Below are 20,599 nucleotides of genomic sequence, written 5' to 3'. Positions count from 1 at the left end.
CCGGGCGGTGGCGCTTCGGGGCCGAGACGTTTCCCGGCGGTGGCGTTTCCGGGCGGTGGCGTTTCCGGGCGGTGGGGGTCCCGGCGGGCGCGATCGGCTGAGAGGTCGTCCGGGCGGGTCCGGGATCCCCGGGGCCCGCGCGGGCGGAGAGGGTTCCTCCGGATAGGCCGTTCTTGTCCGCGGCGGGTGTTCGCTTCTGTGTACGGGCGGCCCGAACGGGTCTGGCTGGCGCGGTTCCGCGACGCTAGGTTCGCGGCGACCCGAAGAAGGAACTCAGGGGAGGGTTCATGCGCAAGGCGCTCAGAGGAGTGCTGTCGCTCGCGTTGCTCATCGGCACCGCGAGCGCGACCGGAGCCACGGCCGGAGCGGCTACCGCCGCGGGGCCGGCGCCCGGCGGTACCACCGTCGCAGGGGCGGCGGTGGACATCAAGGACCGGCTCCTCGCCATCGAGGGCATGAGCCTGGTGGAGGAACAGCAGACTCCGGGATACCGGTTCTTCATCCTCGAATACACCCAGCCGGTCGATCACCGGAACCCCCGGAAGGGGACCTTCCAGCAGCGGCTCACCCTGCTGCACAAGGACACCAGCCGCCCGACCGTCTTCTTCACCTCCGGCTACGGACTGAACGTCAAACCGCGCCGCAGTGAGCCGACGGCCATCGTCGACGGCAACCAGGTCTCCCTGGAGTACCGGTTCTTCACCCCCTCCCGGCCCGACCCGGCCGACTGGTCCGCCCTCGACATCCGACAGGCCGCCGCCGACCAGCACCGCGTCCACACCGCGCTCAAAGGGATCTACGACAGGAAGTGGCTCGCCACCGGCGGCTCCAAAGGCGGTATGACCGCCACCTACTACGAGCGCTTCTACCCGCGTGACATGGACGGGGTCATCGCCTACGTGGCCCCCAACGACGTGAACGACGGCGAGGACTCGGCGTACGACCGCTTCCTGTCCCGGGTCGGTACGAAGGAGTGCCGCGACCGGCTGAACGCCGTACAGCGTGAGGCCCTGATCCGCCGTGAGCCGATGAAGAAGCTGTACGCGCGGTACGCGGCGGAGAAGAACTACACCTTCAACACGGTCGGTTCCATGGACCGGGCGTTCGAGTCCGTCGTCCTGGACTACACCTGGGCGTTCTGGCAGTACAGCCCGGCCGCCGACTGCGCCACGATCCCGGCCGCGGCCACCGCCACCGACCAGGAACTGTGGGACACCGTCGAGACGATCTCCGGCTTCTCGTACTACACGGACCAGGGCCTCGAACCGTATACGCCGTACTACTACCAGGCCGGTACGGAACTGGGCTCCCCGGATATCGAGCAGCCCCACCTCAAGGGCCTGAGCCGGTACGGGTACCAGCCGCCGCGGACCTATGTGCCGCGCGAGATCCCGATGCGCTTCAGGAAGCAGGCGATGAGGGACATCGACCGGTGGGTGCGGCACAACGCCACCCGGATGCTGTTCGTCTACGGCGAGAACGACCCCTGGGGGGCGGAGCCGTTCCGGCTCGGCAGAGGCAGCCGGGACAGCCATGTCTACACCGCGCCCGGTGCCAACCACGGAGCCGATGTGGCGGACCTGGTCCCCGATGAGCGGGACGCGGCGACGGCGGCGATCCTGACCTGGGCGGGTGTCGCCCCGGCCGCCGTCCAGCAGGACGAGGCACAGGCCAGGCCGCTGACGGGGTTCGACGCGAGCCTCGACCAGAAGGACACCGAAAGGGGTCCGACACTGCGACCGTAGGTACGGTCCGGTCCGGAGTGACGCCCGTCGTCCCGGACCGCAGACCCGTGGATCCGAAAAGCCGGTACACCCGTGGATCCGTAGTACGGCCTGCCAGCTGTCCGTCGGCATGTCTGTCCGGCTGTTCGTCCTTCCCGCCGTCCGCGCGTCCGTCTGTCCGCTCGCTCGCCGGGTGGGCGGAGGGGGGTGCGGGCGGGAAGGCGGTCGGCGGGCCGGGGCGCGGCTGTCGGGTTCGTCCGGTCGGCTCCGGAGCCGCACGGGCGTCCCACCCGGCCCGGGGCCGTACCGCTTCCCGGAGGTCCGGGGGAGGGGGCCGGCCCCGGTGACGTCGTGGGTGCGCCCGTCCGATCCGGCGCCGCGGGCCGCCGGCTCGGGGCCCTCATCCGGCCCGGCGGGTTACCCGGCCCGCTCCGACCGGTTACGGATGACTCCGGCCGGATCCGGTTCCGAGTGCACGGGCGGGACACGGTGGGCGCAGCCCACCGGCTTCTCGGCGCGCAGCCGCACATACAGATCCGTCGACGGCGGGCACTGCGCCTTCTTCGCCACCGCCGACCGGATCCGGAACTCCGGGGGCCGTTTGCCCGAGCCGTCGCAGGCCGTCTCCTTCACCCGTCCGGCGCCCGCTTCGTAGACGCAGTCACCGATGACGGTGTGCGGCCCCCCGCCCCCGCCCGGATCGCCCGGATGCGGCGGCTCCAGATTTCGCATACAGGCGTATCCCTGACCGACGATGCCGTCGCCGTCCTCGTCGGTGGTCACCCGGCTCTCGGAGATATGGAGCACGAAGTCCGTGTTCACCGGGCAGGCGGGCCCGTCCGCGGGCCGTCCGCCGTGCCGGGCGAGGACCCGGGCGAGAGCCTTCTCGCTGGTGCACGGCACCTCGCGGAAGTCCTTGCCGCGTGAGCCGCAGTCGCCGGTGCCGAGGAAGACCGGCCCGTGTCCGGTGCTCGGGGAGACGGGACCGGAGGTCTTCGGGAAGGCCGGTTCATCGATGCTCCGGCAGCCGGCGGCGACCAGCACCAGGATCAGCAGGGGGCCCAGTACCAGTACCCCTGTTGCCCGTGATGCTCCCATCGCGCCAGTGACTCCTGCGGACCGCCGCCGTGCCATACGGACCCCCGTCGTGCACCCGGCCGCCCGGCCGGTGGGACCAGGGTGGCCCGCCGGAGCGGACCACGCCAGCCGCACCGGTGGCCGGGGGCCGGATGACGGAGTGCCAGGGTGACGATTGACCGGTTTGCCTACGCCAGCCGTACGACACCTCGTCCGCGCGGGCGGATGGAAGGCCCTCTGCGAGGCCGGGCGTACGAGATCCCCCGTATATCCCGTATACACGGAACAGTCCCGTATGCGCGAGGACTTCCGCGCGTACGGGCCCGTCCCGTACATACGAGAACTCCCATGGTAGGGACAAGAACTCCCGTGTGTACGGGACAGTCCCGTGCTGGCGAGAACCTCCCGTTCGTACGAGACCGTCCCGTGCGTCAGTCGTCGAACTCCAGGCCGTGGCCGACCGGGAACAGCACCCTCGACGGGTCGTCCGCGCGCTGGACGGGCACGGGCAGCCGTCCCTCGGGCTCGACGCGGCCCGCGATCACCCGGGCGGCGGTCCGGACCTCGTTGCCCGTCCAGCCGTACGACGCGAGCGCGGCGGCGACACCGTCGAGCTGGGCGATGTCGTACGGGTTGCCGACGTGCAGCGCGATGACCGGGACACCGGTGGCGACCAGCCGGGAGACCAGCGTGCGCTGGGTGCTGGTGGCCGAGACGTTGTGGGTGGCCACCACGATGGCGTCCTTGCCGCTCGCCGCAGCCACGGCCCGGTCGATCAGCGCCGGGGTCGGAGCCGCGCCCGGGGGCGTGGGCAGTTCGGTCGCGGTGAAGCCCAGCCCGTCGAGGGTCGAGGCGATGACCTGGGTGGTCCAGGACTCGGTGTCGTTGGGGCGTGACGGGTTGGCGCCGACGACCAGGACGTTCTTCTGCCTGCGCCGGTGCAGCGGCAGGGTGTCGCCCTTGTTGACGAGGAGCGTCGTGGTCTTCTCGGTGATCTCCTCTGCGATGGCGAGGTGCCTGCGGTTGCCGATCACCCGGTCGATCCTGTCGACATCGATCAGCGGGTCCTTCAGCAGCCCCACCTTCTGCTTGATCCGCAGAAGGCGCAGGATCGATTCGTCGAGGCGGGACTCGGTCAGCTCGCCGTTGCGGACGGCGTCTCTGACGGCGTTCCAGGCGACGGCCAGGTTCTGCGGGAACAGAAGCTGGTCCACACCCGCCTTCAGCGCGAGCACGGGGATGCGCTCGTCGCCGTACTTGACCCGGACGCCCCGCATATTGAGGGCGTCGGTCACGATCAGTCCGTCGAAGCCCAGTTCCTCCCGCAGGATGCCGGTGATGATCGGCCGGGAGAGCGTGGCCGGGTCGTTGCTCGGGTCCAGTGCGGGGATCTGGATGTGCGCGGTCATGATCGAGTCGACTCCGGCGGCGATGGCCGCCCGGAACGGCGGTGCGTCGAGCCGGTTCCACTCCTCACGTGTGTGCGTGATGAGCGGGAGGTCGGTGTGGCTGTCGGTGCCGGTGTCACCGTGGCCGGGGAAGTGTTTGACGCAGGAGGAGACACCGGCGCTCTGATAGCCCGTGAGCTGGGCCGCGACCAGCCCGGCGGCGGTGTTCGGGTCGGAGCCGAAGGAACGGATGCCGATGACCGGGTTGGCCGGGTTGATATTGACATCCGCCACCGGCGCGTAGTTCTGGTATACGCCTGTGGCGGCCAGTTCGAGGCCGGAGATACGGCCGGCCGTCCTGGCGTCACGGCGGGAGCCGCTCGCCCCCATGGCCATCGCGCCGGGGAACTGTGTCGCGGGCGGGCCCAGCCGCTGGACGATGCTGCCCTGCTCCTGGTCGATGGAGAGCAGCACCGGCACGGGTGAGTGCTGGGCGGTGGCGACGGTCTGGATGGCGTTGGACATCTCGCCGAGCTGGCGCGGGTTGACGATGTTCCGCGACCAGCCGAAGTAGATGATGCCGCCCAGGTGGTACTTGGTGACCAGCTCCGCCGCGTTGCGGACGCCCAGGAGGCTCAGATTGTCGTTGACATCCCGCTCGGCCGGGTCGGTGGCGGAGGATCCGAAGACATACGTGGAGAAGAGCTGGCCGACCTTCTCCTCAAGGGTCATGCGGTCGATGATCCGCCGCAGCGGACGATCGCTGATCGCGCGTTGCTGGGGGGTGCGCGCGAATGCGGGGGCGGCGCTCGCGGTGACGGCGGCCGTAGCCGCCGCGGTCGCGGTCGCTGTCAGAAGAGTGCGTCTGGAAAGGTGCTGGTCGTTCATGGGGGAGTGCTCCTTCCGGCCTTGCTGACAAGGGAGTTGAAGGAAAGTCCGATGACCCGTGGACAGCCCTGAAAATAACTGCCAGATCGTGAAGAGGGCAATAAGACCCGCGCGCAAAAAAATGCGAGGTCACCGGCATGTAGGTGATGGATCTGACGGAAGCCGTGAAGATTGTGGAAGTTGTGAAGATGCGGTGGTGTGGACCTGTTGGATAGTGGTTTGGACCAGTTGGTGTGAACCACTGGAAGACCTGGGGCCGGTCGCCCGTCCGAGGCCGTGCCGGCCCGCTTGTGCACCCGCGGCCGGGGTGCCGGGCCGCGTGGTCGGTGCGTCGGCACGTTCCGGGGCGGGCCGTGTGCCGCCGTACACCGCCCGGTGCGGGTGTCAGGGCGTGCCGCCCGCTGTCGCCCCGTGGAGTCGCGTACGAGTTGCCGGAGGCCCCGGAGGCCCCGGAGGCCCCGGAGGCCCCGGAGGCCCCGGAGGCGGCGCCGGGTGCCTCGTGCGTACGTCCTCCTGCGTGGCTGCCCGAGGGGCGCCCGCGTCCCCGCTGTCAGGTCGCCGCGGTGGTCGGTGTGTTCGCGTGGTCAGGCTGCTGCGACGCTCCCCGCGCCTGGCCCGGGGAAGTGCTCCTGAAGGGCCGTCACCGTGACCGAGATCGCCGGACGGCGTGCCGCTCCGGCCCGCCACAGCGCGTACAGCCGCCGTCTCGGCACCGGGTCCAGTTCCACCGCCACCACCCCCGCCGGAAGGGGCCCGCGCCCCAGGCGGGGCATGAGGGCGATGCCCAGGTCCGCGGCGACCAGCGCCAGCTGGGTGTGGTTCTCCGCCGCCTGATGGACCACGTCCGGCTCACAGCCGGCCGTCCGCAGTGTCCGCATCAGCCAGTCGTGGCAGACCGACCCCGGGGGCTGGCTGATCCACCGCTCGCCCGTCAGCTCGTCCCTCCGCACCGGCCCCCTGCCCACGAGCGGATGCGTCACCGGTACCAGCAGATCGCAGAGATCGTCACCGATGACGGCGTGCTCCACGCCCTCCGGCGCGGGCAGCGGCGCGATGTCCCAGTCGTGGGCGACCGCGAGATCCGTCGTGCCCCGAGCCACCAGGTCGATCGAGAGATGCGGGTCGACCTCGGTCATCCGGGCGTCGAGCCCGGGGTGCAGTCGCCGCAGCTCCACGAGCACCCCCGGCAGCAGCCCGCGTGCCGCCGAGGCGAACGCGGCGATCGTCAGACGCCCGGCCGGCTGACCCCGGCGCTCCTCCAGCACGGTCTCGGCACGCTCCAGGATCGCCAGCAACTCCTGTGCGGTCTCGGCGAGATGGCGCGCCTCATCGGTGAGGGCGACCCCTCGCCCGCGCCGTTCCAGCAGCGTCGTACGCGTCTCCCGTTCCAGCTTGGTGATCTGCTGCGAGACCGCGGACGGGGTGTACCCGAGCGCGCCGGCCGCCGCGGCGACCGAACCGTGGAGCCAGACCGCGTGCAGTGCCCGCAGCCTCCCCAGATCGAGCATGCCGTCCCGTCCCTTCTGTCCCTCCCGCCCCGGCGTCCGCCGGCGCCTCCCGGAGTGCTGACGGGCACCGGGAGGTGGTGCGGTCGCACGGACGGGCGGAACCTTAGTGAACGGACGGGCGGAACTTCAGCGATACGCAAGCCGTGACGCACAAGCCGTGATGCATGTCCGGCGGTGCGTGCGCATCTATGCGTAAGCAGGGCTCAATCGAACCATGAAGAAATCCGTGCTGGTGCTACATGGTGACATCGGGCGATCCTCACCGCATGCGTCCCGCACACATCGCTCTCGCCGTCCTGGTCGCGGCCGTGTGGGGAGTGAACTTCGTCGTGGTCGAGATCGGCCTCGGACACTTCCCGCCGCTGCTCTTCTCCGCCCTGCGCTTCCTGGTCGCGGCGCTTCCCGCCGTCCTCCTGGTCGGCCGCCCCAAGGTGGGCTGGGCATGGGTCGTCGGCGTCGGACTCGTGCTCGGTGTGGTGAAGTTCGGGCTGCTGTTCACCGGGATGGACCGGGGGATGCCGGCCGGGCTGTCCTCGCTCGTCCTCCAGATCCAGGTCGTCTTCACCGCCCTCTTCGCGGCCCTCGCCCTCTCCGAACGGCCCGGGAGGATCCGGATCACCGGCATGGCGGTCGCCCTGTGCGGTATCGGGCTCGCGGCGGTTGACCAGGGCACATCGGGACCGCTGCCCGCCTTCGCCCTCGTCGTCGCCGCGGCGGCCTGCTGGGGCCTCTCCAATGTGCTGACCCGCAAGGCGTCCCCGCCGGACGCCCTCGCCTTCATGGTCTGGGTCTCGACCGTGCCCGTACTGCCGCTGTTCGCGCTCTCCCTGGTCGTCGAAGGGCCGGCTGCCGGGTGGGAGGCGCTGCGGTCGCCGGACTGGAGCGGTGTCGGCGCGGTCGTGTACGTCGCCTGGGGGACCACCGTGTTCGGCTTCGGGGCCTGGGGGTATCTGCTGCGTCGCTACCCCGCGTCCGCCGTCGCGCCCTTCTCCCTGCTCGTACCGGTCTTCGGGATGTCCTCGGCGGCGCTGCTGCTGGGTGAGCCCGTCGGCCCGCTGCGCTGGGGCGCCGCGGCGCTGCTGGTCGGCGGGGTCGCGCTCACCTCGCTGTCGCGAGAAGGTTCTCCAGGTGCTCCCGGCCGGGGACCAGCAGAGCCGGAAGGTCCGCCGCCTCCGGATGCCAGCGCTTCTCGTACTCCCAGCTCAGCCAGGTCCGTTCCGTGAGGGTCTCCAGACACCCGGCGAGCGGGAGCACTCCCGCGCCGAGCGGGAGCGGCGCGAGGTCCTCGGCCGAGGCCACGTCCTTGACCTGGACGTACCCGAGGAACGGAGAGAGCAGGGCATGGGTGACCACGGGCTCCTCGCCGCGCAGCCATGGATGCACCACATCCCAGATCGCGCCGGCGTGCCGATGCCCGACCGGGCCGAGGACGCGGGAGACATCGGCGCCCGACCGGTGGGAGTCATGCGTCTCCAGCAGGATCCGTACGCCGAGATCCGCCGCGGTCTCCGCGGCGGCGCCGAGGCGGCGGGCGGCCGTCGCCTCGGCGACATCCGGGGCCTGGTCCCCGCCGCCGGGGAAGACCCGTACATACGGGGCGCCCAGATCCCGGGCCAGTACGAGGAGTTCGCCGATCTCGTCGAGCACGGACGCGTCGTCGCCCGGCCCGCCGACCCGGGTGTAGCCGCAGACGCTCAGGATGGCCACGCCCGCACGCTCGAACTCCCGTACCACGGCGGCCCGGTCGCCCGGACCCAGCCCGGGGTGGACCGGCTCCTCCGGGTGGGCACGCAGCTCCACCCCCTGGTACCCGGTGTCGGCGGCGAGGGCGGTCACCTCGGCGACGGGCATACCCGGCACCCCGAGTGTCGAGAAGGCGAACGCCATCCCGTCCCGGCCGCCGTCTGGTCGGCCGCCTCGGGGCGGGCGGGGGTCGGCCTCTCCGTTTCCGGGTGCCCGGGCTCCCTCCCGGGGCGGGCGGGGGCCGGCCTCGGTCGTACGGCGGTCATTGGCGGGGGTACGGGCGTCGGCCTCGCGCGGGCCGGGGCCGTTCCCGCCCGTACGGCGGTCATCGGGGCTCATCAGACTGATCCTTCCTGGCTCTGCCGGAGGGGCAGCCGCCAGTCCTGGCCGACCAGATCCACTCCGTACGAACGGTGCGGCTTCTCCGCCACGAGCGTGAACCCGGCCCGCTGATACAGCCGGCGCGCGCCGGCGAGTACGTCATTGGTCCACAGCACGACTTCCCGGTACCCGACATCGCGCGCGAAATCCACCACGGACCGGACGAGCAGATCCCCGAGGCCGTGGCCGCGCGCCTCCGGCTCGACGAGCAGCAGCCGCAGCCGGGCGGTCGCGGGCGCGTCGTCCCGTACGCACATCACCGAGCCCACCGGGCGCCCGTCCGACTCGGCGATCCACACCCGCTCCAGGTGGGGGTCGTGGTCTTGGGCGAAGTCGGCGACGATACGGGCGACCAGGCCCTCGAAGTCGGCGTTCCAGCCGTATTCGGCGGCATAGAGGGCTCCGTGGCGCTGCACCACCCAGCCCAGCTCGCCGGGCCCCGGGTCCCTCAGCACGGGAGCCTCGTGCGGGACGGGCCGGGTGTGCTCCAGGGTCTCCCGTACGGTCCGCATCGCCTCCACGAGCCGCGCTCTGCGCTCCTGCGGCACCTTGGCGATCAGCGTTCCCACGGCCTCCCGGGACCGCTCGTCGAGCAGTGCGGCCGCCTCGCGCCCGCTGGGCGTCAGCGTGATCCGCTGCCGTCGGGTGTCCGCCGCGGACGGCCCCCGGTCCACCAGTCCGTCGCGCTCGAACTTCGCCAGCAGCCGGCTCAGATACCCCGCGTCCAGCGACAGCTCCGCCCTCAGGTCGGCCGCGTCCGTACGGGGGCTGTGCGCCAGTTCGTACAGCACCCGGGACTCGGTGAGGGTGTACGGCGTGTAGAGGTGCCTGCTGTAGTCCAGCGCACCGATGAGATTGGTGTAGAAGCGGTTGAACGCGCGGATTTCCTGGATCGGCATGGTGGTCGACTCACTCCGTACCCGTGTCCTGTTCATACCTTTGACTCAGTCAAAGGTATGAGTCCGCTGTCAGGTCCGCAAGGGGTGGGGCGTGCGGGGCGCGGGCGGCTCGTGGGCGCCTGCGGCATCTCCGGCTTCAGCGGGAACTGCCCGCCCGGGAGCCACGGGAGGAGGCTGGGCGCGCCGGAGCACGCGAACCGGCACGATCCGGAAGAGAGACCAGTCCGGCACAATCCGGGTAGGGGCTCGGGCGGGAGAATCCGGGTGAGGGAGCCTGGGTGGGAGAGGACCTGGGTGGGGGAACTCGGGTGAGGGAACCCGACGGGGGGACTCAGCGTCTCGGGGGAGCCGTGGATGACCGTGCCATGAGCTCCGCCGTGATCGTGGCGACACCTCCCGGCGGTGGCGCCTCCCTGCCCATCGCCAGCCGTCCCGCCCTCGCCCCTGCCTCGGACAGCGGCAGCCGTACCGTCGTCAGCGCGGGTACGGCGTCCACCGCGAACGGGAGGTCGTCGAAACCGGCCACGGACACATCGGCGGGGATCCGCAGCCCCTGGTCACGCAGGGCCGCGCAGGCACCGAGCGCGACCGTGTCGTTCGCGGCCACGATCGCGGTGAGCCCCGGCTCGCGCCGCAGCAGTTCGCAAGTGCCGTCGTAGCCGGAACGGCGCGCGTACGGCCCATGGACCGTCAGCCGGTCCCCGCCGTCGTCGATGCCCGCCGCCGCGAGCGCCTCCCGGTGGCCCTCCAGCCGGTGCCGGGTCGTGGTGCGCTCGGCCGGCCCGGCGAGGTAACCGAACCGCCGGTGCCCGAGCGCGAGCAGATGCTCGGTCAGCCGCCGTCCGCCCCCGCGGTTGTCGAAATTGAGCGCGGCATGCAGGAAGTCGCCGCCCGGCCCCGGCAGCGGCGGCCTTCCGCAGAGCACCACACGCGTGCCCGCGTCCGCGATCCTCGCCAGCTTCGCGGACATCGCTGCGACATGGGCCGGATCCTCCAGCGCCCCGCCCGTCAGCACGACCGCCGCCGCGCGCTGGCGCTGAAGCAGTGTGAGATACCGCAGCTCGTGTTCCGGCGAACCGCCCGTGTTGCAGACGATCGCCAGCTTCTCGCCGCCCACCCGAGATGAGCCCCTGTGCGGCACTCCCGAGTGTCCTGGACCGCCGTGTCCCGGGCTTCCATGGCCCGCGACGCCGTGTCCCATCCCCGGCTGCCCGCCGATCTCGGTCTGCGCGGCCCCTGCCATGATTCCGAAGAAGGGATCGGCGATGTCGTTCACGAGGATGCCGACCAGATCGGATGTGGCGGCGGCCAGCGAACTCGCCGGGCCGTTCAGCACATAGTCCAGGTCGTCCACCGCCCGCAGCACCCGCTCCCGCGTCGACGCCGCCACCGGATAGTTGCCGTTGAGCACACGGGAGACGGTGGCCGGGGACACCCGAGCACGGGCCGCGACATCCGCCAGGGTGACAGTCATCAGCTTTCCTCCGCGGGAACTGGCCGGGACCCTTGTCCGTGCCGGTGGCGGCAGGCTAGCGTCCCCGGGTGTGGAAAGCGCTTGCTGTTCGGTCGGCCCCGCACCGGGGCACCCACGGTCACCAAGGGCACCACAGTCACCACGGATGAACCCGCCCGGAAGACCGGTCCGCCCGTCTCCCCCTGATCGCGTCCCCATGCCGCGCGCCTTCGCACCCCGCGTGGAGCCTCTCTGTGCCCCGGCCGGCCCCGTGCCTCCGCCGGCACCCCTGCCCACCGCCCCGCGCACGGCTCCCGTCCCACCCGTGGCCCCCGCCGGTCCCACGCCGCCCACCCCCTCGGGTCTTGTTCCGCTCATGCCCGCCGGCGCCGGGCCGCCTTTCACCTCTGCTGGTGGTGTGTTGCCGACGCCTGCCGGTTCTGCCTCGGTCCTTTGTTCCGGTGCCATGTCGTCGCCTGCTTCCGCCGCCGGTCCTCTCCTGCTCGTGCCCGCCGGTGCCGTGCCGCCGTTCCTCTCCGCCGGTCGCTTGTCGTCCGCCGCCCCCGCTGGTCCCGTCCCGTTCATGCCGGCCGATCCGGTGCCGTCCGCCCCTGCGTGCCCCGTCCTCTTCATGTCGGCCGATCCGGTGCCGTCCGTTCCCGACTCACGGCCCACCACCTCGTCGATCCACGAACCCGGCCTTCCGCCGACCCGCGAACCCGCCGTGGGCCGGGCGGGACCGGCCGGCCCGGAGGCAGCTCTATGACATCCAGGACCCTGCGGATCGCCATGAACGGCGTCACCGGGCGGATGGGCTACCGCCAGCATCTGGTGCGCTCCCTCCTCGCCATCCGTGACCAGGGCGGACTCGAACTCGGCGACGGCCGGACCCTGGTGCCCGAACCCGTCCTCGTCGGTCGCCGCGAACCCGCGCTGCGGGCCATCGCCGAGCGCCACGACCTTCCGCACTGGACGACCGACCTCGACGCCGTACTCGCCGACGAGACCATCGACGTCTACTTCGACGCCCAGGCCACCTCCGCCCGCGTCACCGCACTCGGACGCGCGATCGCCGCGGGCAAGCACGTCTACACCGAGAAGCCGACGGCGACCGATCTCGCGAGCGCCCTGGAACTGGCACGTCTCGCCGACGCCGCGGGCATCCGCCACGGTGTCGTCCAGGACAAGATCTTTCTGCCGGGCCTGCTGAAGCTGAAACGCCTGGTCGACGGCGGCTTCTTCGGCGAGATCCTCTCCGTGCGCGGCGAGTTCGGGTACTGGGTCTTCGAGGGCGACTGGCAGGATGCCCAGCGCCCCTCGTGGAACTACCGCGCCGAGGACGGCGGTGGTATCTCCCTCGACATGTTCCCGCACTGGGCATACGTCCTCGGCGAACTGTTCGGCCGGGTGACGTCCGTGACCGCCCTGGTGACGACGCACGTCCCGCGCCGCTGGGACGAGAGCGGCCGCCCGTACGCGGCAACCGCCGACGACGCCGCGTACGCCATCCTCCAACTGGAGGGCGGAGCCGTCGCCCAGCTCAACTCCTCCTGGGCGGTACGGGTGATGCGCGACGAACTCGTGGAGTTCCAGGTCGACGGAACCCACGGCTCCGCCGTCGCCGGTCTTCGCCGCTGCCGCGCCCAGCACCGTTCCGCGACCCCCAGGCCGGTGTGGGACCCGGAGCTGCCCGCCACCGAGCCCTTCCGGGAGCAGTGGCAGGAGATCCCGGACAACGGCACGTTCGAGAACGGGTTCAAGGCCCAGTGGGAGCTGTTCCTCCGCCATGTCGCCTTGGGCACGCCGTACCACTGGGATCTGCTGGCGGGCGCCCGCGGTGTGCAGCTCGCCGAACTCGGCCTCAGATCGTCCGCGGAGGGCCGCCGCCTCGACGTACCGGAGCTGACGCTGTGACCATCCGGCTGCCGGGCGCTGACGGCACATTGCGCGTCCATGTTCCGTGTGCCGAGCCCGCCCGGTACGGGCCGGGAGGCCCACTGCGCTCCCGTACGGTCTTCGCCGCCGCGCACGTGGTCGCCGACCCCCGCGCCGACACCGGCCGCCCCGACGCGCCCGCCGCCGTCGACTGGGACGCCACCCTCGCCTTCCGCCGCCATCTGTGGTCGTACGGACTGGGCGTGGCGGAGGCGATGGACACGGCACAGCGGGGCATGGGCCTGGACTGGCCGGCCGCCGCCGAGCTCATCCGCCGCTCGGCCGCCGAGGCGAGAGCTGTGGGCGGCCGGATCGTCTGCGGGGTGGGAACGGACCAGCTGACCGGTCCCGCCCGCCCCGACGACCTCGCCGCCGTCCGACGCGCCTACGAGGAACAGCTCGCCCTCGTCGAGGAGACGGGCGCCAGGGCCGTCCTGATGGCCTCCCGCGCGCTCGCCGCCACGGCCCGCGCCCGGGACGACTACCTCGATCTGTACGGAGAATTGCTGCGGCAGGCGGCCGAACCCGTCATCCTGCACTGGCTGGGCCCGATGTTCGACCCCGCGCTCACCGGCTACTGGGGTGGATCCGATGCGGACCTCGCCGCGGACACCCTGCTGGAGATCGTCACCGCGCACCCCCGGAAGGTCGACGGCGTCAAAATCTCGCTCCTCGACCCGGACCTTGAGATCGCCCTGCGGCGAAGGCTCCCCGACGGCGTACGGTGCTACACCGGCGACGACTTCCACTACCCGGAGCTGATCGCGGGCGACGACCACGGCTTCAGCCACGCCCTGCTCGGCGTCTTCGACCCGCTGGCTCCCCTGGCCGCGCACGCCGTACGAACCCTCGACGCGCACCCGTCCCGCGGCGAGGACACGGCGGACGCCCCAGTTGACGCCCATGCCCAGGATTCCGCCCGTGGCCCGGCTACCCCGGGTCCGCCCGCCGCACCGACTTCCGTGAGCAGCCCGGCACCGGCGGTCGCCCCGACTCGGGCAACCGCCCCGGGCCCGGCGGATGCCATCGCGTTGACGCGTCACGCACACACCGGGACTCCGGCGACGGTTCCCGACCCGGAGGGCGCCAAGAGCACCACGCAGGCGGCCCGCCAGTCCGGAGAGGCGTACGGCCAGTCCGGGGAGGCATGCCATCGGTCCGGGGAGCCGGTCGGGACGTGGGGCTCCGGCCGGGCGTCGTACCGGGGCGATGGAGCGCCTCCTCCCGGTCCGGTGCCCGCTGCGCCACCCGTGGCTGCCCCGCGGACCACCTACGGCGTGGATCATCCCGGTGCCGTCACCGGGACCCGGGAGTTCCGCGCGCTCCTGGACCCGACCGTCGAGCTGGCCCGTCATCTCTTCCAGCCGCCCACCCGCTACTACAAGACCGGTGTGGTGCTGCTGGCCTGGCTGGCCGGCCATCAGTCGCACTTCACGATGGTCGGCGGACTCCAGTCGGCCCGCTCGCTGCCGCATCTGGCCCGGACGTACGAACTCGCCGACGACCTCGGTCTCTTCCCCGACCCGGCGCTGGCCGAGGCCCGGATGGCATCCCTTCTCGGTGTGTATGGAGTCGATCCGTGAACGGCAACGGCCTCGACCGGTTCAGCGTCAACCAGATGACCGTCAAGCAACTGTCCCTCCCCGAACTGACCGCCGCCTGCGAGCGGCTCGGTATCCCCGGCGTCGGCCTGTGGCGGGAGCCGGTCCGCTCGTACGGGGTCGAGGCGGCCGCGCGGCTGGTCCGGGACGCCGGTCTGACGGTGACCAGCCTGTGCCGGGGCGGCTTTCTCACGGCGAGCGATCCCGACGAGCGCGCCCGGGCTCTGGACGACAACCGCGCGGCCATCGACGAGGCGGCGGCCCTGGGCACGGACACCCTGGTCCTCGTCTCCGGCGGACTTCCACCGGGCAGCCGGGATCTGACGGGCGCCCGGGAACGGATCGCCGACGCCCTCTCCGTTCTCGCGCCCCTCGCGGGGGACCGGGGAGTGCGGCTGGCGATCGAACCGCTGCACCCGATGTACGCGGCGGACCGGTGCGTGGTCTCCACCCTGACGCAGGCACTCGGCATCGCCGAACGGTTTCCGTCCTCCCACGTCGGCGTGGTGGTCGACACCTATCACGTCTGGTGGGACGACACGGCCCCCGCCGCGGTGGCCCGGGCGGGCGCGGCCGGGCGCCTCCACGCCTTCCAACTCGCCGACTGGACAACTCCCTTGCCCGAGGGCGTACTCAACGGACGGGGAGCGCTCGGAGACGGCTGCGTCGATCTGCGCGCGTGGCGGAAGCGGGTCGACGCGGCCGGATACCGGGGCCCGATCGAGGTGGAGCTGTTCAACGACCGGCTGTGGGCACGGGACGGGGTGGAGGTGCTGACCGAGACGGTCGAGCGCTTCACCGAGCACACCTGGTGAAACGGCGCCGCTTCTCTCCCTGAGCACGTCCGCTCGAAAACTCGTGCGTCCGCGGTGACATAGACAACGGGCCCAGGCGCCGTCTGAGAGGTGTACGCGGTCACCGGTCACGGCGATCGCCCTGCTCAGCCTGGAGGAAGCATGGGGACGAAGCGGCTCGTCACAGCGGGGGCGCTGATGCTCGCTCTCGCGGTGGGTGCCGGGGCGGCCGTCGCCGTCGGCGAGGCGTGGACGCCTGCCGCGCCGGGAGCCGGGGCCGAAGGCCGACCGTCCGAGAGGCCACGCGAGCACACGGGTACGCAGGGGCACACGGGCACGCAGACCCGCGCGGACACCCGTGCGGGTGAGGAGCCCTCGGGTGCGGAGCTGGGCGTCGACTCGGGTGAGGGGGCCGCCGCGGCCACCGGACCGGACGGGACCGGCGCCGCCGGCCTCGGGGCCGGTGAAGGAGCCGCGGGGGCCGGCCCGCGAGTCGTCCGGCCGGACCAGCCGGTCCTCCTCGGCCGGGGCGGCGCCAGGATGGCTCTCCTCGCCGAGGGCAGGCAGAACCATGTCGTGGCTTACGGCGACGCGGAGTTCTCGGAGAGTCTGCGGCAGGCCAAGGCACCTGGATACACCGGCGACGGCATCCGGCCCGACAGCCTCAGCGGGGTCGCCCTCAGAGACGCCGGGCGCGTCCTGCTCACCGGCGCCTGGCGCACGGACACCGTGCCCGCGCGGATGACCGTGCGGATCGGGAAGGGTCCCGAGAGGCCCGCGGCGATGCTCCGGCTGCCGGGAAGGCCTGATTGGGGGACCTACTGGCTGGACCTCCCCGACGCCGGGCCGGGGACCGGGACAGTGACGGTCACCGCGTACGCCGTGGACGGGAAGGTGCTCGCCAGCCTGTGGACGGACAGCCCGGAGCCGTGAGGCGTCACCACCTTTGACCATGGACCCCGAAAGCGAACAGCGGCCGCTGCCAGAGGACCTTGATTGAAGACGAGCGAGGAGGCGGAGTTCCGGGCGTTCGTGACCAGCCGCTGGCCGCGGATGCTCCGGACCGCCCGCCTCCTGACCGGCCATCACCATGACGCGGAGGACCTGGTGCAGGCAGTCCTGGCCAAGGCGTACGTGAAGTGGGAGCGCATCCAGCGCACCGACGACCCCGATGCCTACGTCTGGCGCATCATGATCAACGCCAATGTGGACCGGCTCCGGCGCACACGCGTACGGGAGTGGCTGACCAACCGGATTCCTGAGACGGCCGTGCCGGACGGCACGGAGCGCATAGCCGAACGCAGCGCTCTCGCCGAGGCGCTTCACCGGTTGCCTCCCCGGCAGCGGGCGGTGATCGTCCTGCGGTATCTGGAGGACCGAAGCGAGTCCGAGGTCGCGGGACTCCTCGGCACCCGCGTCGGTACCGTCCGCAGCCATGCGGCGCGTGCCCTGCGCGCGCTCCGCGACCAGCCCGGCATGAACGGCACCGATACCGGGGAGGACGCGAGCGCGGGGAGCACGGTGACCCCCAGAGGCGGGCTGCGGTCCGAAGAGGTCCGCCGGTGACCGGCCACCGGCCGGCCGCGGCCGACTCCGGTGACTCCGGCCCGGCCGGCAGATTCGATGTCGCCGGTGACCTCGGTGACCTCGGTGACCTCGGTGATGTCCGTGCCGTCGGTCGCTTCGGCGACACCGGCCATTTCGGCTGCTCCCAGTGCTGCGCGGGAGGCGGCGGTCTCCGCAGAAGCGGTCACGGCGTCGTCCCCGACGGGGAATCCGCCGTCGGCACGGAAGAGGAACTCGCCCGGGCCCTGCGCCGTGAGGCCGACATCTACCCGGTGGGTCCCGCGCCGGTCGACGAGGTGGTGCGCAGGGGCCGGTCCGGGCGCCGGCGCCGGATCACCGGGGCGGGCGGTGCCGTGGTGGCCACGGCCGCTCTCTCCCTCGCCGTCCACCTCGCGGTACCGGGGGCCGGGGGGACCGCCAGTCAGGCTCGCCCCGTCCCACCGCCGTTCCCCGCCACATCGCCTCCTTCCGTCGTTCTGTCCCCCGAGCCCGGGGTGGAGGCGGAGGCGGGCCCGGATACGAGCCGGGAGGCGAACCCGACCGGGGGACCGAAGGCCGACCTCTCGCCGTCCGGCGAGCAGCGGGGTGCGCTGACGGTGGAGCCGTACCGGGCCGTCGACATCGGGCGGGGCATCGGGCTGGTGCTGCTGCCGGACGGTGACCAGAACTATGTCGTGGGGGCCGGCGACCTGCGGTCCGCTGTCACCGAGGCCCGGCGGGCCGCCGGCGACGACCTCCCGCCGGACAGTCTCAGCGGCGGGTTCCATCCCGGAACGGGGCTCGTCGTGGGTGCCTTCCGCACCGATGCCGTCCCCGCGCTGATCACCGTGCGGACGGCCGAGGGGAAGGAGTACCGGACGACGCTCCTGCGCCTGCGCGGGCACAGCGGCTGGGGCACCTACCATGTCTTCACCAAGAGCGGCGGGGACCGGTACACCGCCACCGCGTACGCGGCGGACGGACGAGTCCTGGCGCAGGGAGAGTTCGACGGGGTCGGCACCGGTGTGGGAGGAAGGATCCCCGAGCGGTAACCGCCCGAGGCCGTACGGCCCGTTCCGCGTTCTCCGTGCCGGTGCCGGTGCCGGTGCCGGTGCCGGTGCCGGTGCCGGCGTCGATGTCGGCGTCGGCATTGTGGTCCGTCGTGTCGTTGTCGATGTCATGGAGACTCCTGAAGCGATTCGGCGTTATGGGGGAACGGGCCCGATCGTGCCGGGACACGGCAGGGGACTTGGGGCCCCGGCCCGCTCGGCCGGGCTCCCCGGCGTCCGGGCCCGTGTGATCACTGTAGGGAAACCGGCCGACGGGCCCCGAGTTGTCCACAGGCGGCCCTCGCGAAGTTATCCACAGGCGATCCGGGCTGTCGGACCTCCGGGGTAGCTTCGGGGCATGTCCAATCCGGCGGTGCTCGAAGGTGTCCTGGAGCGAATCACCTATGCCAATGACGAGACGGGGTACACCGTGGCCCGGGTCGACACCGGCCGCGGCTCCGGCGATCTCCTCACGGTGGTCGGCTCGCTGCTCGGCGCGCAGCCGGGCGAGTCCCTGCGCATGGAGGGGCGCTGGGGCTCCCACCCTCAGTACGGCAAGCAGTTCACGGTCGAGAACTACACGACGGTGCTCCCGGCCACGATCCAAGGCATCCGCCGCTATCTCGGCTCCGGGCTGATCAAGGGGATTGGTCCGCGTATCGCCGAGCGGATCGTCGACCACTTCGGCGTCGACACCCTCGACATCATCGAGCAGGAGCCCAAGCGGCTCGTCGAGGTCCCCGGCCTCGGCCCGAAGCGGACGAAATTGATCGGCACCGCCTGGGAGGAACAGAAGGCGATCAAGGAGGTCATGGTCTTCCTCCAGGGAGTCGGTGTCTCCACCTCCATCGCGGTGCGCATCTACAAGAAGTACGAGGACGCCTCGATCTCGGTGGTCAGGAACCAGCCCTACCGCCTCGCGGCCGATGTATGGGGCATCGGTTTTCTGACCGCAGACAGGATCGCCCAGGCCGTCGGCATACCCCACGACAGCCCCGAGCGGGTCAAGGCTGGTCTTCAGTACGCCCTGTCGCAGTCCACCGACCAGGGGCACTGCTTCCTGCCCGAGGAGCGGCTGATCGCGGACGCCGTGAAACTGCTCCAGGTCGACACCGGCCTGGTCATCGAGTGCCTCGCCGACCTCGCGGCGGACGAGGAGGGCGTCGTACGCGAGCGCGTACCCGGACCCGACGGCGGGGAGGAGGTGACCGCGGTGTATCTGGTGCCCTTCCACCGGGCGGAGCTGTCCCTCGCCGGGCAGCTGACCCGGCTGCTGCGGGCGCCGGAGGACCGGCTCCCTGCCTTCCAGGACGTCGCCTGGGACAAGGCCCTGGCCTGGCTCGCGGACCGTACGGGAGCGGAGCTGGCCCCCGAGCAGGAGGAGGCCGTCCGGCTCGCCCTCACCAGCAGGGTCGCGGTGCTGACGGGCGGACCGGGCTGCGGGAAGTCCTTCACCGTACGGTCCGTCGTCGAGCTGGCCAGGGCCAAGAAGGCCAAGGTCCTGCTCGCCGCGCCCACCGGCCGTGCGGCCAAGCGGCTCTCCGAGCTGACGGGCGCCGAGGCGTCCACCGTGCACCGGCTGCTGGAGCTGAAGCCCGGCGGTGACGCCGCGTACGACCGGGACCGCCCGCTGAAGGCCGACCTGGTCGTGGTCGACGAGGCGTCCATGCTGGATCTGCTGCTGGCCAACAAGCTGGTCAAGGCGATCGCGCCCGGCACGCATCTGCTGCTGGTCGGCGATGTCGACCAGCTTCCGAGCGTCGGTGCCGGCGAGGTGCTGCGCGATCTGCTCGCGGAGGGCGGCCCGGTGCCGCGTGTCCGGCTCACCCGGATCTTCCGTCAGGCCCAGCAGTCCGGGGTCGTCACCAACGCCCATCGGATCAACTCCGGTCTGCAGCCCGTTACTTCGGGCCTCTCCGACTTTTTCCTCTTTGTGGAGGAGGAGACGGAGGACGCGGGACGGCTGACCGTCGAGGTGGCTGCCCACAGAATTCCGGCCAAGTTCGGACTCGACCCGCGCAGAGATGTGCAGGTCCTCGCACCGATGCACCGCGGCCCGGCGGGCGCCGGCACCCTCAATGGCCTGCTCCAGCAGGCGATTACCCCCGCCCGGCCCGATGTGGCCGAGAAGCGCTTGGGCGGCCGGGTATTCCGGGTCGGCGACAAGGTCACTCAGATCCGAAACAATTATGAGAAGGGCGAGAACGGTGTCTTCAACGGCACGGTCGGGGTGGTCACCTCGCTTCACCTGGACGATCAGCGTCTGACCGTGCTGACGGACGAGGACGAGGAGGTGCCCTACGACTTCGACGAACTGGACGAATTGGCCCATGCGTATGCAGTGACCATTCATCGTTCGCAGGGCAGCGAGTATCCCGCGGTGGTGATCCCGGTCACCACGGGGGCGTGGATGATGCTCCAGCGGAATCTTCTGTACACGGCGGTCACCCGGGCCCGGAAACTCGTGGTGCTGGTGGGTTCCCGGAAGGCGATAGGGCAGGCGGTGCGGACGGTTTCCGCAGGCAGACGCTTCACATCGCTCGACCACCGGCTGGCCGGGCGCTGATCGGAGCGGCTCGCCCCGCCCTCGTCCCACCCGTCCCTTGGGTGGGAA

Annotated in this window: 14 protein-coding genes and 2 pseudogenes; 10 read left to right on the top strand and 6 right to left on the bottom strand. The window is 71.6% G+C overall.

Annotated elements, in window-relative coordinates; all coding sequences use genetic code 11:
* The first annotated feature begins 287 nt into the window (after positions 1-287).
* A complete protein-coding gene (locus ACIBCM_RS17330) occupies positions 288-1,745 on the top strand; it encodes a S28 family serine protease (protein WP_399243982.1) in 1,458 nt (485 codons plus the stop codon).
* A 396-nt stretch (positions 1,746-2,141) separates the two neighbouring features.
* Here ACIBCM_RS17330 and ACIBCM_RS17325 read toward each other — a convergent pair whose 3' ends face one another.
* The 3 genes from ACIBCM_RS17325 to ACIBCM_RS17315 all read right to left on the bottom strand — a co-directional run bounded on the left by ACIBCM_RS17325 (position 2,142) and on the right by ACIBCM_RS17315 (position 6,585).
* Positions 2,142-2,822: a hypothetical protein gene (locus ACIBCM_RS17325; protein WP_399243981.1), complete on the bottom strand. Its 681-nt coding sequence runs from the start codon at positions 2,820-2,822 to the stop codon at positions 2,142-2,144.
* 410 nt (positions 2,823-3,232) lie between these two features.
* Positions 3,233-5,077: a glycoside hydrolase family 3 protein gene (locus tag ACIBCM_RS17320; protein WP_399243979.1), complete on the bottom strand. Its 1,845-nt coding sequence runs from the start codon at positions 5,075-5,077 to the stop codon at positions 3,233-3,235.
* A 584-nt stretch (positions 5,078-5,661) separates the two neighbouring features.
* Complete coding sequence (locus ACIBCM_RS17315) at positions 5,662-6,585, bottom strand: LysR family transcriptional regulator (RefSeq protein WP_399243977.1); 924 nt, start codon at positions 6,583-6,585, stop codon at positions 5,662-5,664.
* A 266-nt stretch (positions 6,586-6,851) separates the two neighbouring features.
* Between ACIBCM_RS17315 and ACIBCM_RS17310 the strand changes: the two are divergent.
* Positions 6,852-7,784, top strand: a pseudogene (locus ACIBCM_RS17310) (EamA family transporter); the annotation flags it as partial.
* Here ACIBCM_RS17310 and ACIBCM_RS17305 read toward each other — a convergent pair.
* The 3 genes from ACIBCM_RS17305 to ACIBCM_RS17295 form a co-directional block, all read right to left on the bottom strand.
* Positions 7,684-8,472 carry a sugar phosphate isomerase/epimerase family protein gene (locus tag ACIBCM_RS17305; protein WP_399244399.1) on the bottom strand — a complete coding sequence of 263 codons (789 nt, stop codon included), beginning with the start codon at positions 8,470-8,472 and terminating at the stop codon, positions 7,684-7,686. The pseudogene ACIBCM_RS17310 and the gene ACIBCM_RS17305 overlap by 101 nt on opposite strands.
* Before the next feature lie 194 nt (positions 8,473-8,666).
* A complete protein-coding gene (locus tag ACIBCM_RS17300; protein WP_399244397.1) occupies positions 8,667-9,608 on the bottom strand; it encodes a GNAT family N-acetyltransferase in 942 nt (313 codons plus the stop codon).
* Positions 9,609-9,939: 331 nt separating this feature from the next.
* Positions 9,940-11,082: a LacI family DNA-binding transcriptional regulator gene (locus ACIBCM_RS17295; RefSeq protein ID WP_399243975.1), complete on the bottom strand. Its 1,143-nt coding sequence runs from the start codon at positions 11,080-11,082 to the stop codon at positions 9,940-9,942.
* Between the two features lie 741 nt (positions 11,083-11,823).
* On the opposite strand from ACIBCM_RS17295, the gene ACIBCM_RS17290 reads away from it, so the two are divergent.
* The 8 genes and pseudogenes from ACIBCM_RS17290 to ACIBCM_RS17255 all read left to right on the top strand — a co-directional run bounded on the left by ACIBCM_RS17290 (position 11,824) and on the right by ACIBCM_RS17255 (position 20,551).
* Positions 11,824-12,975, top strand: coding sequence for a Gfo/Idh/MocA family protein (locus ACIBCM_RS17290; protein ID WP_399243972.1), 1,152 nt, complete (start codon positions 11,824-11,826; stop codon positions 12,973-12,975).
* Positions 12,972-13,868, top strand: a pseudogene (locus tag ACIBCM_RS17285) (DUF993 family protein); the annotation flags it as partial. The gene ACIBCM_RS17290 and the pseudogene ACIBCM_RS17285, both read left to right, overlap by 4 nt.
* A gap of 90 nt (positions 13,869-13,958) precedes the next feature.
* Positions 13,959-14,579 (top strand): DUF993 family protein, encoded by a 621-nt coding sequence (locus ACIBCM_RS17280; protein ID WP_399244395.1) that lies wholly within the window; start codon positions 13,959-13,961, stop codon positions 14,577-14,579.
* A 35-nt stretch (positions 14,580-14,614) separates the two neighbouring features.
* Complete coding sequence (locus tag ACIBCM_RS17275) at positions 14,615-15,412, top strand: sugar phosphate isomerase/epimerase family protein (protein ID WP_399244393.1); 798 nt, start codon at positions 14,615-14,617, stop codon at positions 15,410-15,412.
* A 141-nt stretch (positions 15,413-15,553) separates the two neighbouring features.
* On the top strand, positions 15,554-16,324 hold the full coding sequence (locus tag ACIBCM_RS17270) for a hypothetical protein (protein WP_399243970.1): 771 nt from the start codon (positions 15,554-15,556) through the stop codon (positions 16,322-16,324).
* A gap of 63 nt (positions 16,325-16,387) precedes the next feature.
* Positions 16,388-16,957: a SigE family RNA polymerase sigma factor gene (locus ACIBCM_RS17265; protein WP_399243969.1), complete on the top strand. Its 570-nt coding sequence runs from the start codon at positions 16,388-16,390 to the stop codon at positions 16,955-16,957.
* Positions 16,954-17,988, top strand: coding sequence for a hypothetical protein (locus ACIBCM_RS17260; protein WP_399243967.1), 1,035 nt, complete (start codon positions 16,954-16,956; stop codon positions 17,986-17,988). Before ACIBCM_RS17265 ends, ACIBCM_RS17260 begins: the two co-directional genes overlap by 4 nt.
* Before the next feature lie 355 nt (positions 17,989-18,343).
* A complete protein-coding gene (locus ACIBCM_RS17255; RefSeq protein ID WP_399243965.1) occupies positions 18,344-20,551 on the top strand; it encodes an ATP-dependent RecD-like DNA helicase in 2,208 nt (735 codons plus the stop codon).
* Positions 20,552-20,599 lie beyond the last annotated feature (48 nt).

The sequence above is a fragment of the Streptomyces sp. NPDC051018 genome (genome assembly GCF_044456085.1).
In the GTDB taxonomy this organism is placed as follows: domain Bacteria; phylum Actinomycetota; class Actinomycetes; order Streptomycetales; family Streptomycetaceae; genus Streptomyces.
This window is presented reverse-complemented; position numbering and strand designations above follow the sequence as displayed.

Coding starts and splice junctions, on each gene's coding strand:
- ACIBCM_RS17330 (WP_399243982.1), top strand. CDS start 288: ATGCGCAAGGCGCTCAGAGGAGTGCTGTCGCTCGCGTTGCTCATCGGC.
- ACIBCM_RS17325 (WP_399243981.1), bottom strand. CDS start 2,822: ATGGGAGCATCACGGGCAACAGGGGTACTGGTACTGGGCCCCCTGCTG.
- ACIBCM_RS17320 (WP_399243979.1), bottom strand. CDS start 5,077: ATGAACGACCAGCACCTTTCCAGACGCACTCTTCTGACAGCGACCGCG.
- ACIBCM_RS17315 (WP_399243977.1), bottom strand. CDS start 6,585: ATGCTCGATCTGGGGAGGCTGCGGGCACTGCACGCGGTCTGGCTCCAC.
- ACIBCM_RS17305 (WP_399244399.1), bottom strand. CDS start 8,472: ATGGCGTTCGCCTTCTCGACACTCGGGGTGCCGGGTATGCCCGTCGCC.
- ACIBCM_RS17300 (WP_399244397.1), bottom strand. CDS start 9,608: ATGCCGATCCAGGAAATCCGCGCGTTCAACCGCTTCTACACCAATCTC.
- ACIBCM_RS17295 (WP_399243975.1), bottom strand. CDS start 11,082: ATGACTGTCACCCTGGCGGATGTCGCGGCCCGTGCTCGGGTGTCCCCG.
- ACIBCM_RS17290 (WP_399243972.1), top strand. CDS start 11,824: ATGACATCCAGGACCCTGCGGATCGCCATGAACGGCGTCACCGGGCGG.
- ACIBCM_RS17275 (WP_399244393.1), top strand. CDS start 14,615: ATGACCGTCAAGCAACTGTCCCTCCCCGAACTGACCGCCGCCTGCGAG.
- ACIBCM_RS17270 (WP_399243970.1), top strand. CDS start 15,554: ATGGGGACGAAGCGGCTCGTCACAGCGGGGGCGCTGATGCTCGCTCTC.
- ACIBCM_RS17255 (WP_399243965.1), top strand. CDS start 18,344: ATGTCCAATCCGGCGGTGCTCGAAGGTGTCCTGGAGCGAATCACCTAT.